Here is a 13057-nt window from a genome sequence, read left to right on the forward strand (position 1 = left end):
TTTATGAATTTATCGCAGCACAATCAGTTTTCGTCTAAAGCGAGTCAATTATTAAGTTGGGGACATTGGTTTACATTCGCCAATATCGGCTTAGTGTTGCTTATAAGTTTAAGCTACTTATTTGCCGACTCTCCTCCAACCAGCTTTATGGGTATCCTTTATATGCTAGTGACTTGGCTTAGCCACACTAGTTTTATTACCTTTATTGCCTTTGTGCTGACGGTATTTCCGCTGAGTTTGATATTCCCTTACCCACGCCATATTCGCGGTATGGCGGCGATCCTCGCTACCTGTGGTGCATCATTACTCACGCTCGATGCCTATGTGTATTTTAACTTAGGTTATCACTTAAGTAGCTCTGCACTACCTGAAATTATCACTTTATTGTGGCATCGTTTAACCAGCTCGCCGGCCCTGACTACATTACTTGCAGGCGGAATTGTGATGCTTATTTTTGCGTTTCAATTATTAGCGAGTAACTATACTTGGCATCATTTGGCGCGTTTAAAACAGTATAAGTTTGCTCGTTACGCCAGTTCATTTTTATTAGTGTGTTTTGCACTGAGCCACAGTATTCATATTTGGGCTGATGCCAATTTAAAGTTTGATATAACCAAGCAAGACAATGTTTTACCTTTGTCTTACCCAACAACGGCCAAGAGCTTATTAGCAAAAAATGACTTATTAGATATTGAAAGCTATAAGCAAGCTCACAACGTGAAGCTTAATACACAAAATGTTAATTACCTTACTCCTGCGCCACTTGCTCGCTGTGATGATTTTAGCGCTGCAACAATTGATATTTTAGTATTTAGCACTGCTGCCGCACTGGATAGTTTTGCTGAACAACAAACAAATTTACATAAAACCGCACGGTTTTTACAACCGACTGATTATCAGGATGCCTTGTTTAGCTTAATTTACGGTTTACCCGCTTATTACAAGCCAGCGCTAATGACAGAGCAAACGTTACCTGTTTGGCAAAGTAATCGTCGTAGTATGACCGTCAGTGGCTTTGCTGATTATGACTATATTAATAGTGAAACAACCAGCAATGCAGCAATCCGTATTATACAAGCTGATGAAAATACCACGCTTCGTGAAGGTGTTACTCAGGTATTTGCATTTAGTTTAGCCAGTGCTGAGCAAGGGATTGTGAGTGCTTCATCGCTATATAGCACTGATAAAAAAGTAACCCGTATTGAAGGCTTGATCCAACCAAGTGATCTAATTGCTACCAGTATTGGGCAATATTTAGGCTGTAAGGCTATCGCTAAACAAAGCATGTTAGGTGTTAATTTATATGGCAAAAAAGACGACATTGGCGTTAACTATTCGCAGGGCGTATTTATTGCGTATAAGAAAGACCGCATCACGTTAATTGATTCTGACGGTAATTATAAGAATATTTCTGCGGCTCAGGGTTTTTCTATAGAGCAAGGTTTAGATATTCCGTTTTTAGCACAAAGCATTAAAAAGCTAAAAACCTTTACCGAATAACTGCCACTGGCAATTTACCCAAGTTAGGTTATAGTTTTTATAATTGATTATGTCCTAACTAGGGAAGGCTAGCGTAATGAAACTGTGTACTCTATTCGTTATTTTTATCAGTTTGCTACTCGTTACTAATCCGGTTTCCGCTGCTGAGCAATACTATAAGTGTGTCACCGAAAAAGGCACTACTTTTAGCCAGTTTCCTTGTGGCGAGCAAGCCACAGAGCATAAACTTACCGTATCCCCGAATGTTACGCCTTCTAACATAAATCATGTAAAAGCACTTAACTCTCTTGAACGTGAACAAATTGTTCGCAATCTCAACGCAGAAATTCGCAGCGTTAAACATAAACTCGCCATTTTGAGTCGTGACCGTGACCGCGCTGAATACGAGCAACTGCAACGGCTTAATCGTTTAATGAGTGATGATGATAAAAAAAAGCTTAGTAAAGAGATAAAAAAGCAGCTAAAAGTGATCAATAAAACCTTTGCCAAAAACACCAAAGCAACTAACAAACAGCTCTCCACACTAGAAAAAAAACTGAAACGTTATAAATAAGCTATTGGGTTTTACTAGTATTTAGCATACTCTTAACAAGTGTAGAGTATATACTCTATCGGTCATTTTGGAGTACCCGTTCATGCAACCACAAAACATCGCCGAGCTGATTTTAAATGGCTTTAAAAAGCATTATAAATTATTTCAGCAGATCACTGCACAGGCCCCTCTCGCATTTGCCAATAGAGACTGGGCAAAAATGCATGATATCAGTCGCCTGCGAATAACCTATTACGATGATCGGGTAAACGAAACCACTCAGCAGCTACAAAATCAGCAATTAGCCAATCAACTTGATGAATCACTGTGGCTGCAAACAAAACAAACTTATCAGCATTTTTTAACGTTTCATCCGCAAGCAGAATTAGCTGAAACTTTTTATAATTCCGTATTTTGCCGATTATTTCATCGGCGTTATTTTAATAATGATTTTATTTTTGTTAAAGCCACTTTAGCCGATGCGCCTGCTCTGCCCGTTGAAGCCGAATACCGTAGCTATTTTCCTGTTGTAGACGGTTTAAAGCCCACCATTAGAAAAATAATCAACCAGTTTGATTTTAAAGCAGATTTTGTTAATTTAGAACGTGATATACGGCTGCTTGTTAAGGCGTTTTACAAACAAGCTCCCGACACTCATCATCGTGCATGGCAAATGCGTTTTGATATTTTACAAACGCCTTTTTACCGTAATAAAGCCGCGTATATTGTTGGCCGAGTAGTCTCGCAAAGTGGCGTACAGCCATTTATTATTGCCGTGTTGCATCACCAAGAGCACGGCCTGTATCTTGATGCGTTACTCACTAACTCATCACAAATGCGGGTTATTTTTGGTTTTGCCCGCGCCTATTTTATGGTTGAAACTCACGCCCCTTCGGCCTTAGTACGGTTTTTAAATCAACTAATGCCCAACAAAACCTTGGCAGAGCTTTACAATGCCATTGGTTTTCATAAACAAGGTAAAACCGAGTTCTATCGCGAGTTTTTAACCCATTTACAACGCTCCAGCGATGACTTTGTGATTGCTCCTGGTACACCAGGTATGGTGATGATGGTATTTACCCTGCCTTCTTTTGATTATGTGTTTAAAATAATTAAAGATAAGTTTGGTGAAAGTAAACCGTTCGGTCGCGATACTGTACTTAAACGCTATCAATTAGTAAAAAGTCATGATCGGGTTGGCCGCATGGCCGATACCATAGAGTATTCAAACGTCGTATTCCCATTAGCACGTTTTAACGCTACATTGCTTGCACAACTTAAAGCAACCATTGGCTCATCAATGATCATTGAAGGTGATTTACTGATCATCAAACATATGTATATTGAACGACGTATGACGCCACTGAATTTATATTTAGAAAACGCCAATGCTGAAGATGCCGCCGTTGCTATTACAGAATACGGCCAAGCATTAAAAGAGATGATTGCGGTTAATATATTTCCGGGCGACATGCTGTTAAAAAACTTTGGTGTTAGTAAACATAAACGGATCATTTTTTACGATTATGATGAAGTGCAATATTTAACAGATATGAACTTCAGAGCACTGCCTAAAGCAAAAAGCTATGACGACTACTTAACCAATGAACAAAGCTACTCTGTAGCACCGCAGGATGTATTTCCTGAACAGTTATGCACCTTTGTAATGCCTAACCCGCGTTATAAAGCAATTTTTACTCAGGCGCACCCTGAGTTACTCGATGTGATATTTTGGCAGCAAGCACAACAAAATGTAAAAAAAGGCATTGTTAGCCATATATACCCCTATCCGGCAGCACAGCGATTTATCCACCAGTGGTAAACGAAAGGACACACAATGAATATCAGTAAAATAGATTTAAACTTACTCGTTTATCTCGATACCTTATTACGCGAATGTAATGTTACTCGGGCCGCACATCAGCTGAGTATTACACAACCGGCCATGAGTAATGGTTTAAAACGCTTACGTAATTTATTTAACGATCCAATTTTAGTACGAACAAGCGATGGCATGGTGCCTACCGAGCGGGCAATTGAATTACAGCCAGTGATCCGCGGTATATTAATGACCTTAGAAGAAACCCTTGCCCCTAATCGCGAGTTTGAAGCCAGCCAAAGTAAACGGGTATTTCGGATCATGGCCAGTGATTACGCCGCCAGCACTTTGGCGCCCAAGTTATTAAGTAAACTTCACGCAGAAGCACCCGATACCACCTTAGATATTCTAACGCCAAGTGACGTGACCTTTCATGATGTAGAAAACGGCAAAGTCGATATGGCAATTAACCGCTTTGAAAACTTACCGCAATCGTTCCATCATAAGCGAATTTGGAAAGACAGCTTTTGCTGCTTAGTAAAAGCCGACAACCCGATAATCGAAAACTTTAGCTTAGATAGCTATTTAAAAGCCCGCCATATTTGGGTGAGTAAAACAGGCTTTGGGGTCGGCGTTGGTATGGATCCCAAAGATGTGCAAAAACTGGGTTGGGTAGATGAAGCCCTCGCACACTTTGGTAAACACCGTAATATCGCCACCTTTACCCGTAATTATCATGTCGCTATCCACTTAGCGAAAGAGCAAAATTTGGTTGCTACACTGCCTTCAAAAGCCGCCAATATTTATCTAGATGATGCTGGTTTAAAAATACTTGAGCCACCTTTTCCTATTCCGCCATTTGAACTCGATATGATCTGGAGTCCTTTGTTACACCGTGATGCAAGTCATATTTGGTTACGCCAAAAAGTGGCTGAAGTAGCCGATGAGTTAAAGTAACACTCTTACAAAGTCTGTGTAAATTTTGCTTACTGAGCTTAGCTTGGTAAGCAACCCCCTCCCCAGTAGTTATATTTACCCTATAATATACAAAGTGTTATATTAATTTCTCATACTGGAACATGGCTTGCTTTAGTTAATGTGAATTTCACTAAACTTAAAGAGGTCATAATTATGAATACCCATCAAGGACAAGACGTTAATCATATCACTGACATTATCCAAGTAATGAACAGCGGCATCGACTTTTATGAAAAAGCCCAACAAGAAGTGCAAGATCCAGCAATTGGCGCGCTTTTTCAACGTATGATAGATGCGCGTAAAGTGAGTGTTGAAAACCTTCAGCCTTATGCAATCAATGAGCAAGGAGAGCGCGAAGATGGCTCTTCATTTGCTGTTGAAGCTCGCCGTGCGTACACAGCACTTATCACTAAGTTCAGCTCAAATAACGATGAAACTTATGTTAAAGAGCTTGAAGAAGTGGAAGATAAAACACTTGAAGAAATTAAAGCCGCGATGAAAAAGCCACAGCCACAGGACTGCGAAGCCGCACTGGCTAAAGTATTATTAACCATGCAAAGCTGTCATACAGAAATGAGCCGTATGCAAAAACATTAAACACACTCATTAACTCAACGCCCAACCTTGTGTTGGGCTTTTTTATGCTAAAAACCATATTCTCATGAATTTTATAACAAAAAAATGCAAAGAATTAATAAAAATAAAATATTTATTTAACCACGATAGATTTTTATTCTACTAACTTTATAAATAGGTACCTGAGATCCGCTGTGGCGCCGCAGCATTTATTTAAACTTAATAAATATAATAAGGTTCCATTATGAGAAATAAACAACATATAAACCCACAAAACGCTGACGTTGATATGACCCCGATGCTTGATATCGTATTCATATTATTAATTTTCTTTATTGTTACAACATCGTTTGTAAAACCTGTGGCTATAGAGCTACAACGGCCTTTAGATAAACCTAATATTGATAAGCAAACTAAAAGTGCCCATTTTAGTATCGACCAAAATAATGCCGTACATTTTGGCGAACGGTTAATTGCGTTAGACCAAGTAGCCACTAACCTTGCCATGTTTGCAGCAAACTATGAAATAACCGCAGTGCAAATTACAGCGAACGAAAACAGTAGCCATCAAACGTTGATGACGGTAATGAATAATATCAAAGAGTATGATAACTACCCCATCACACTGACAGCAAATTAAACGCGCAAAAAAAGGGCCTAACGGCCCTTCAAAGCTAAATAACGTAGGAGAAGTTATTTTAGAAGCGGTATTCAGCACCTACATAATAGTAAGCACCGTTAAAGCCAAATGGCGCAGAGCGACGTGAGTATTCAAATACCCCAGTGGAACTGACAATGGTATTACCCGATGCATCCACAATTGTGCCGGCACGTGAGTTACCAATGGTGTTTTTATCTGGGTATACGTCAAATAAGTTGTTAGCACCAATATTCAGTGACAGATTATCAGTAACAAAATAGTTTACTTTAATGTCAGTTAGAATTTCAGCACCATAGGTTTGCCGACCACCGTCTTCAACGGTATATTCACCATAACGGTTAAGTGACAAGTTTACCGTCCAATCTTCTAAACGATAGAGCGCACTTAAGTTAACTCTGTCTTGTGGTTGCCACTCTTCGATGATTGAAATTTCTTGTGCAGAAAATACGTCTTCAACAGGAATTGTTTCAAGGCCACTGCCCTGTGGAGTAAATAAGTCCACCACATCGGTTTCAGTAAAGTTAGCTGCAAGTGTAAAATCTAGCGTGCCGCCTAACCCTTCAGTATTCCAAGTCGCAACAAAGTCAATACCTTGCGTTTCAGTATCAGCCCCATTTAAGAAAAACTGCCCAGCACCTGCACCAGAGCTAACCAGCGCTGCATCTAAGGTGTCAGCTAAGCCTTTGCCTAAACGATTGCTGATCACAATACGGTCATCAATATCAATTGAATAATAATCTAACGTCACATTGATGTTATCAGTCACGTTGTAGACAATCCCCATACTCAGGTTTTGCGATTTCTCTTCTTTGAGTTTTGGAATACCGATACTTTGTGCAAGGGTACTGTCATTTCTAAACGTACCAACTTCTTCAGCCACTAAGTTACCATTAGGACCAACCACAAATTGGGTGCTGATGTTATTAAAATATAACTGCTGCATCGATGGCGCTCTAAAGCCGGTGCTCACCGCACCACGTAACGATACATCATCAGTAACCGACCAGTTACCCGCAAGTTTAAAGTTTACCGTATCACCAAAACCTTTATAGTTATCATAGCGAAGTGCGCCTGAAATAATCACATCATCAATAATGTAGGTTTCAGCATCAAGATAAAATGAAATAACATCGCGCGATTCATCCACCGATGACTCTGGCGCAGAGCCGCCAAAACCTTGTGTCCCACCCGCTGCATTTTCGCTGCCAATACCGCCGCTCATACCATCGTAAATATTAACACCATTGTTGGTATCGTAATCACGGTATGCGTATTCGCTGCCTTCTAAAATACGGTATTCATCGGTACGTAATTCAGCCCCCATAGCAAGTGAGAAATCGTCATAATCTTGCGTAAAATCAAGGTTAATCGTTTGCAGTGATAGCTCCATACCATACGCATACGCTTGGCGAGGAATAGTGGCACGAATATCATCCGCACTTAAACCTTGTTCATAACGTAGTAAATTAGCGTATGAGCCATTGATAGTGTCACTGGTGGTGTAATCAATGCTGTTTTCACCATAGGTGTATGACAAGTCAAGACTTGAGCTATTATCAAACTCTTTTTTAAAGCCAAAGTTATAAGAAATATCATCAATTGTGGTATTAATTTTTGGTAAGAAGCCCATTGGGATCACTGCATCACCATCTTGCAATACAGGGTTGCCACCGCCATTGGCGTTTTCACGGAAAAATGCGGCAGATTCATTATCACGGGTTGAGTAAGTGATAAAACCATATAATTCACCACCAGCAAGTTCGTAACCGGTATTCACAGTTAGCGCAAATTGTTGCGAGTCTGCATCACCAATTCGAAAGGTATCACGTGGTGCAGTAAGCTCGCGTGGATCACCCGCTAAAAGCGTGCCATCAGCCAGTTCTGTACAACCATAAAATTGGCAAGAGCCGTGTAAACCAGCGCGATTAGTCGGCGCACGGTCGCGGTAATTGATCGTGGTATTTAAATAACCATCATCACCTAGCGCAAAACCTTTATTAAAATCAACAGTAACCGTTTCGCCATCACCCTCAGAGTATTGGCCATAATTAACCGCTGCTTTACCGCCTTCATCTGCGTCTTTTAAAACAATGTTAATAACACCCGCGATCGCATCAGAGCCATATTGCGCAGCCGCACCATCACGCAGCACTTCAATACGTTTGATTGCTGCCGCTGGGATCGCATTCATATCAGTACCTGCGGTACCACGCCCTACAGATGAATTGATATGGATAATACTCGCTTGGTGACGACGCTTACCATTGATAAGTACTAAGGTTTGATCGGGCCCTAAACCACGCAACGTCGCAGGACGTAATGCATCGGTGCCATCACTGATCGCTGAACTTGAAAAGTTAAAAGAAGGTGCAATAGCTTGTAGCATACGACCAACTTCTGTTTGCCCTGTATTTTCCAGTGCTTCCGCACTTAAAATATCAACAGGGACGGGTAAATCTTCAACTGAACGCCCTGCTACACGGCTACCGACGATGGCAATTTTTTCAATGTTTTCTTGCGCGGCTTGTTGTTGTGCGTTTGCCACTTGACTATTGGTCGCCATTAAAAGTGGTAAAACAGCGGCACTGACCCCTGAAAGCTTTCTCATGTTGTTATCATTCCTATTGATTTGTTTGAGTTTTATACTCAGTAAACCATTTTGATCAACAACCGCATCGAGTTCAGTCTGCTGCAACATATTGCTAAGCGCTTCTAACTGAGTGTAATAACCATACACTGATTGAGCTTGGTATTGTTTGGCTAAATCAAACGAAAAAACCACGGTTTGTTCCGTTTGTTTGGCAAATTCAATCAGTGCTAAGTCTGCTCGCTGCGCTTTTATATCAAATTGTATCATTTGTGATTCAACCGCTGCGCTTTGCACATTAAAACTTAATGCAAGCGGTGCGACGGCTAAAAATCCATAAATTGAATACGTTTGGTTACTGCGCAACTTATATAAACAGTTGAGAAAGAATAATCCGCTATGTAATTTTATCTTTTTATTAATTATTTTGTTACTTTTTGCTTTTACCATTGTAACGTCTGACACTTTTAATCAAAAAGCTTAGCTATGATCGGACTGTTTAAGGCTCACAATATGTTCACCTAAACGTTCATGCTCAATGGCTAAATTTAATCGTAAACTATCGAGCAACCCGACAATATCCCCAGCTTTAAAAACACCCGCGACTTTTAATGAAGCTAAACTAGGATCTGCCAATTCAAAGCGTGTTGCGGTATAACGACTCACTTCTTGTAATGCATCACTAAGCGGTTCGCCATTAAAAATTAACATCCCTTGTTGCCATGCCAAATCGCGTTGTACATCGTCTTGCGTTAAACGTGTAATTGGTTTTGTTATACTTTCTTTTATCAATGCTTTTTCACCAGAGATGACAATACTGGCATTAATATTTTTAACTTTTTCGGTATCATTACTGGCGTTTTGCAATTGTACAAAATCATCCGCATTTACAGCGACTGAAGGGTCAGTGATCATTACTTTGCCTTCTGTTACTACTAATTCTAAATCAGATGCCGCATTACGTTGCACATTAAACACCGTTCCTAACGCTGTGAATGACTTATCACCCGCCATCACCGTAAAAGGACGTGCCGCATCTTTGGCAACATTAAAACGCCCTTCACCACGACTTAGGATCAGTTGGCGACGATTTTTTGTATATGCCACTTCCAATAAACTATTGGTATTAAGTTGCACTATTGTGCTGTCGGGTAATACAAACGTGGCTTGTTCACCCACTTTAGTGCGGTAAATTTTACTGTACTTGGCTTGTTCTTGTGGTGTTGTTGGCCAATGTTCAATACCAATAAACATAAAACTGGCAATCAGTAAGGCTGCAAAAATACTTGCTGCAATAGAGAAATTAGCGCCTTTGTGGGCTGGTTTATTAATACCATGCTTATTTGGGAATAAACTACTGAGCTCATTTAACACGCTTAATTCGTCCCATAATTGGGCTAATTCGAATACCGCATCTTGATGGGCTTTATTTTCTTGCACCCAAAGCTGAAATTGCTGACGTTCTTGCGCTGATAAGCCTCGATCCATTGCACTGATCCAACGGCTCGCTGTTGCTTGAATAGCGTCTTTGGACGAAAACTGATGAATATTACTCATTTTCCCACCCTCCTGGCAGGTTTAATAGTGGGATTGTGTTGCTCACCCAACTGTTCATGCTGCTGCATATAGTGCATCGACTGTAACAACCCTTTCGCGATATGTTTTTCAACCGTGCTTTCACTTAACTTCATATGAGCGGCAATTTCTTTTTGGCTCATGCCATACACTTTCTTTAAAATAAAACATTTTCGTACTGGCTGGCTTAATTGCTCAGTTGCACGACAAAATAATAAAAAGCGCTCTTTTGAGGTCACTTCATCCTCAAGTTGCATTGACTTCAACGACTGCTGATAATCATCCGAGGTGTCTAATGAGTCACACTGTTGATTATCCCATTTTGCGATATGGTTAAGCGCTAAATGCTTGGCAGTTTTTAACATATAACTGCGTGCGTACTTTATATCTTGTTTTAAATCAGCCTGATAGCTTTTTACAAAGGTTTCTTGTACGATATCTTCTACATCATCTGGTTGCACAATACGAGAAACAAACCGACGCAACTGCGAGGACAACTCAAGAAATGTAGTGGATAATGCAAGCTTGCGCGTCATTATTGACTGTACCTTTGTTATTATTATTACGCTAAGAGTACGAGTTTTGACGACAATTACAAGCGCGATTGTTAATTTTGTGGTTATTAACGTTATTTCACTCACAAAGCACTTACAATAGTTTATTTTTCAGCTGCTGGTAAACTCAATAACGATGCCATAAACTCATAACACACTTCAATTTTTCGTGTGATTAAGCTGTTTTAACCAACTCAAACCACATAGTCATGGCCGCTTAATTTTATTCCTGTAATTTAATACCGCTAATAAAAAATCGTGATGTTAAGTCAATTAGTTGCTCAATTTTTTCTTCATCAAGTGCTGGTTTCCACTGGATCACTTGCTCCCAGTAGGCCATTTTTTTTAGCCCACCGTAGAAAAAGGCCGCCGCAATATCGGCGGGAATATCATTTAACACACCTGCCGCGTGTGCTTGTGCAAACCAGCCTTGCAATCCTTTGCCGCAATCTAAAAATTTAGCTTCTAGGCGCGCTGCTTGTTGTTTATCACGCATTGACTCAATGATCACAATACGCGACAAGGTTAAATAGTCTTCATCGCTGCCTAAAGAAAGAGACAAACGTGCAAGATCTTTTAGCTGCTCGTAAATTGGTACGTCGCTACGATAATGATAATTTTGTAACTGCTCAATACGCGACAGCAACAATAACACTACATCATCAAACAAAGCTTGTTTATTGGCGTAATGTTTATAAAGTGTACGTTTAGAAACATTCGCTTTTTTCGCAATGGCTTCCATAGTCGTGCCCACTAAGCCACGCTGTGCAAATTCTTCAATCGCAACGCACAATACATCGTTTTGTTTTGTATTATTTGGTTCCATACTGCCCCCAATATTTATCCAAATATTATACATGAATTTGCAATATAATCGTACTTTCGAAAAAGTAAACGCAAGTGTATACCTTAAACATGAATAGGTATACACTTGCGTTTACTTAAGCTAAATGGATTCTGCATTACGCAATTCAAGTTGATCATAAAATCAACACTGTGTCATGCTATTAACTTAGAAATCATTTACTATTATTCATACTTAACAATTGGAACTGTGGAGTAATCATGCGTCTGTCTTTCGCACCATCAAAATTATCTGTCTCTTTATTTTTATTGACCTCAGCCGCATTGCTACTGCAAGGCTGTAGTGAAGCCCCCAAAGCCGAGCAAGCAGCGATGCATCCGGCCGCCGTTGCCACTACAATTGCAAGCTATGAAGATGCTCCATTTACAATTGAACTGCCTGCGACCTTATCAGGCTCTAAAGAAGTGGAGGTTCGTGCCAGAGTAACAGGGATTTTAGAATCTCGTAACTTTGATGAAGGTCAGACCGTTAGCCAAGGGCAGTCGCTTTTCACAGTGGATTTAGCCCCGTATCAACTCGCTGTTGAGAGCGCGCAAGCCGCCTTAGACGGCGCACAAGCCTCATTAGTACAATCTGAGCGTGAGGTTACACGTTTAGCAAAATTACGCGCTGACAAATCAGTATCGCAACGTGACTACGATAACGCCAGTTCTACTAATGATATTGCTAAGACCACTTTAGCGGCCGCTAAAGTGGCACTAAAAGAAGCCCAGCTCAATTTAGAGTATGCACAAGTAAAAGCCCCCGTTGCTGGGGTGATGGGCCGTGAATTTGTCTCTGAGGGCACCTATGTTTCAGGCCCTGATTTACTACTAACGCAAATAACTCAACTTGATCCTATTCGGTTACGATTTGGTATTTCTGAGCGTGAGCAGTTACAAATGCGCCAAGATGTCGCGAATGGTTCATTAACCTTGCCAGAAAAAGGTCAATGGCACACGAGCATTAAATTACAAGACGGTTCACTCTCCAATAAAAGTGGCAAGGTTAACTTCTCTGATGTGCGGATTAACCCAAATACCGGCACCAGCGAACTGCAGGCCATTATCCCCAACACTGATTTTGAGCTTCGCCCAGGTCAGTTTGTGCGAGTGATGCTAAGTGGCGCGGTCCGTAAAAATGCCTTTGTTATTCCACAGCGTGCAGTGCTTGATAATGGCACCGGCAAGTTTGTTTATGTCGTAGCAAAAAATGAACAAGGCGACACGATTGCCCGCCCAGCCCCTGTTGAAGTAGGCGAATGGATCCAAAAGCCAGACAATCAAGGTGATAAAAACTTTTGGTTGATTAAATCCGGCATACAGCAAGGCGATGAAGTCATAATTGATGGCATGGCAAAGATCTTCTTTCCTGGCATGCCAGTGGTCGTTAACAATGCAACACACAGCGTAAGCGCAGAATAGGCGCAGG

General features: G+C 40.6%; 11 protein-coding genes. 7 read left to right on the forward strand and 4 right to left on the reverse strand.

The window, feature by feature from the left end; genetic code table 11:
• Positions 1–3 precede the first annotated feature (3 nt).
• The 6 genes from ENH88_RS18590 to ENH88_RS18615 all read left to right on the forward strand — a co-directional run bounded on the left by ENH88_RS18590 (position 4) and on the right by ENH88_RS18615 (position 6045).
• Positions 4–1500 carry a DUF3413 domain-containing protein gene (locus tag ENH88_RS18590; RefSeq protein ID WP_304184577.1) on the forward strand — a complete coding sequence of 499 codons (1497 nt, stop codon included), beginning with the start codon at positions 4–6 and terminating at the stop codon, positions 1498–1500.
• 76 nt (positions 1501–1576) lie between these two features.
• The gene (locus ENH88_RS18595; protein WP_304184579.1) at positions 1577–2053 is read left to right on the forward strand and encodes a DUF4124 domain-containing protein; all 477 of its coding nucleotides are present in this window, start codon (positions 1577–1579) and stop codon (positions 2051–2053) included.
• An 82-nt stretch (positions 2054–2135) separates the two neighbouring features.
• Positions 2136–3854, forward strand: coding sequence for a bifunctional isocitrate dehydrogenase kinase/phosphatase (gene aceK, locus ENH88_RS18600; RefSeq protein WP_304184580.1), 1719 nt, complete (start codon positions 2136–2138; stop codon positions 3852–3854).
• Positions 3855–3869: 15 nt separating this feature from the next.
• On the forward strand, positions 3870–4808 hold the full coding sequence (locus ENH88_RS18605) for a LysR family transcriptional regulator (protein ID WP_304184582.1): 939 nt from the start codon (positions 3870–3872) through the stop codon (positions 4806–4808).
• A 174-nt stretch (positions 4809–4982) separates the two neighbouring features.
• The gene (locus ENH88_RS18610) at positions 4983–5426 is read left to right on the forward strand and encodes a ferritin-like domain-containing protein (RefSeq protein WP_304184585.1); all 444 of its coding nucleotides are present in this window, start codon (positions 4983–4985) and stop codon (positions 5424–5426) included.
• A gap of 223 nt (positions 5427–5649) precedes the next feature.
• On the forward strand, positions 5650–6045 hold the full coding sequence (locus ENH88_RS18615; protein ID WP_304184587.1) for an ExbD/TolR family protein: 396 nt from the start codon (positions 5650–5652) through the stop codon (positions 6043–6045).
• 58 nt (positions 6046–6103) lie between these two features.
• Here the strand turns inward: ENH88_RS18615 and ENH88_RS18620 are convergent, their stop codons facing one another.
• From ENH88_RS18620 to ENH88_RS18635, 4 genes are all read right to left on the reverse strand, one after another.
• Positions 6104–9103 carry a TonB-dependent receptor plug domain-containing protein gene (locus ENH88_RS18620; RefSeq protein ID WP_304184652.1) on the reverse strand — a complete coding sequence of 1000 codons (3000 nt, stop codon included), beginning with the start codon at positions 9101–9103 and terminating at the stop codon, positions 6104–6106.
• A 30-nt stretch (positions 9104–9133) separates the two neighbouring features.
• Positions 9134–10210, reverse strand: coding sequence for a FecR family protein (locus ENH88_RS18625; protein WP_304184589.1), 1077 nt, complete (start codon positions 10208–10210; stop codon positions 9134–9136).
• Positions 10207–10764: an RNA polymerase sigma factor gene (locus ENH88_RS18630; protein WP_304184591.1), complete on the reverse strand. Its 558-nt coding sequence runs from the start codon at positions 10762–10764 to the stop codon at positions 10207–10209. The genes ENH88_RS18625 and ENH88_RS18630 overlap by 4 nt, the downstream gene beginning before the upstream one ends.
• Positions 10765–11005: 241 nt before the next feature.
• Entirely contained in the window at positions 11006–11608 is a 603-nt protein-coding gene (locus ENH88_RS18635) for a TetR/AcrR family transcriptional regulator (protein WP_304184594.1), read from the reverse strand.
• Between the two features lie 239 nt (positions 11609–11847).
• On the opposite strand from ENH88_RS18635, the gene ENH88_RS18640 reads away from it, so the two are divergent.
• The gene (locus ENH88_RS18640) at positions 11848–13050 is read left to right on the forward strand and encodes an efflux RND transporter periplasmic adaptor subunit (RefSeq protein ID WP_304184596.1); all 1203 of its coding nucleotides are present in this window, start codon (positions 11848–11850) and stop codon (positions 13048–13050) included.
• Positions 13051–13057: the final 7 nt, after the last annotated feature.

Source organism: Pseudoalteromonas prydzensis, assembly GCF_011050055.1.
GTDB classification, from domain to species: domain Bacteria; phylum Pseudomonadota; class Gammaproteobacteria; order Enterobacterales; family Alteromonadaceae; genus Pseudoalteromonas; species Pseudoalteromonas prydzensis_A.

What these genes read in the sequence shown, in the direction of transcription:
- ENH88_RS18590 (WP_304184577.1), top strand. Translation starts at nt 4, where the DNA reads ATGAATTTATCGCAGCACAATCAGTTTTCGTCTAAAGCGAGTCAATTA.
- ENH88_RS18595 (WP_304184579.1), top strand. Translation starts at nt 1,577, where the DNA reads ATGAAACTGTGTACTCTATTCGTTATTTTTATCAGTTTGCTACTCGTT.
- aceK (WP_304184580.1), top strand. Translation starts at nt 2,136, where the DNA reads ATGCAACCACAAAACATCGCCGAGCTGATTTTAAATGGCTTTAAAAAG.
- ENH88_RS18605 (WP_304184582.1), top strand. Translation starts at nt 3,870, where the DNA reads ATGAATATCAGTAAAATAGATTTAAACTTACTCGTTTATCTCGATACC.
- ENH88_RS18610 (WP_304184585.1), top strand. Translation starts at nt 4,983, where the DNA reads ATGAATACCCATCAAGGACAAGACGTTAATCATATCACTGACATTATC.
- ENH88_RS18615 (WP_304184587.1), top strand. Translation starts at nt 5,650, where the DNA reads ATGAGAAATAAACAACATATAAACCCACAAAACGCTGACGTTGATATG.
- ENH88_RS18620 (WP_304184652.1), bottom strand. Translation starts at nt 9,103, where the DNA reads ATGGTAAAAGCAAAAAGTAACAAAATAATTAATAAAAAGATAAAATTA.
- ENH88_RS18625 (WP_304184589.1), bottom strand. Translation starts at nt 10,210, where the DNA reads ATGAGTAATATTCATCAGTTTTCGTCCAAAGACGCTATTCAAGCAACA.
- ENH88_RS18630 (WP_304184591.1), bottom strand. Translation starts at nt 10,764, where the DNA reads ATGACGCGCAAGCTTGCATTATCCACTACATTTCTTGAGTTGTCCTCG.
- ENH88_RS18635 (WP_304184594.1), bottom strand. Translation starts at nt 11,608, where the DNA reads ATGGAACCAAATAATACAAAACAAAACGATGTATTGTGCGTTGCGATT.
- ENH88_RS18640 (WP_304184596.1), top strand. Translation starts at nt 11,848, where the DNA reads ATGCGTCTGTCTTTCGCACCATCAAAATTATCTGTCTCTTTATTTTTA.